1 protein-coding gene is annotated in these 1,205 nt (G+C 68.0%); it reads right to left on the bottom strand.

The window, feature by feature from the left end; translation table 11 throughout:
* Positions 1–17: 17 nt before the first annotated feature.
* A complete protein-coding gene (locus AC1D15_RS33175) occupies positions 18–1,058 on the bottom strand; it encodes a cytochrome-c peroxidase (protein WP_477829414.1) in 1,041 nt (346 codons plus the stop codon).
* Between the last annotated feature and the right edge of the window lie 147 nt (positions 1,059–1,205).

The following is a 1,205-nucleotide window of genomic DNA, read 5'->3' as shown; positions in this document are numbered from 1 at the left end:
GAAGACTCCTCGGGGGCTCAGTTGGCCGGCAGCGTCGGCAGCGTGAACGGCCTGGCCGGCGTCGTCAGCGCCTCCATGAAGGCGACGATGTCGCGCATCTCGTCGTTCGACAGCGACAGCGGCTTGACGCTCGCCGACAGGTTGGTGCGCACCTCGCCACCCCGGTTGTAGTGCGCCACGACGTCCATCAGCGTCGCCGCCGAACCGTCGTGGAAGTAGGGAGCGGTCAGGGCCACGTCGCGCAACGTCGGCGTCTTGAACGCGCCCTTCAGTGACGGCACCGGCTTGATCGCGAAGCGGCCGACGTCCGGGTTCGCCTGGCCGTAGGAGGTCAGGCCGATGTTGTGGAATCCGTTGTCGGTGAAGTTGGGGGCCTGGTGGCAGCCGGCGCAGTTGCCCTTGGCCGGATCGGCGAACAGGCGGAAGCCCTTCACCTGCTGCGCCGTCATCGCCTGGCGGTCCCCGCGCAGCCAGCGGTCGAACGGCGAGTCACTGCTGACCACGGTGCGCTCGAAGGCCGCGATCGCCTTCGAAGTCGTCGTCTTGTCGATCGCCTCGCCCGGGTAGGCGGCCGCGAAGGCGGACTTGTAGCCCGGGTTGACGGCCAGCCACGCGAACAGCGCATCGAGGTTCATCGCCATCTCGTCCATCGACTCCATCGGCCCCATCGCCTGGTGCTCGAGCGTCGCGCGGCGGCCGTCCCACATCTGGATGGTGTTGTAGCCGCTGTTGACGATGGTCGGCGACGCCCGTCCCAGCACCTTGCTGCGGAAGCCCTTGGCGGTGCCGAGGCCATCGGACCAGCCGTACAGCGGGCTGTGGCAACCGGCGCACGACAGGTTGCGCTCGGAGGACAGGCGGGCATCGAAGAACAGCATCTTGCCGAGCTCGACGCGCGCGGCGGTCGGCGCGTTGTCGTCCGGGTGCGGCGGCACCGCAGGCAACAGCCACTGCCGATCCTGCGGCGTCGCCGCCAGCGGGTCGTCGGCCGCCGGGGCAGCGCTCCATCCCAGGGTCGACAGACAGAGGGCCAGGGCCCATGGACGCATCCAGTTCATGGCGAATTCCTTTCTTTTGGGGCAACAACGTGCGACGGGAATGTGGACCTGATTTCGTCGCCGTGCGCGCCAAACGGACCCCTGCTTTGTCAACAATTGCCAACCGGCCGGCGAGCAGGGCCAAGGGCCCCGACAGTTGTCATTCGT

This window comes from Rhizobacter sp. P2_H2, assembly GCF_056403375.1.
This window is presented reverse-complemented; position numbering and strand designations above follow the sequence as displayed.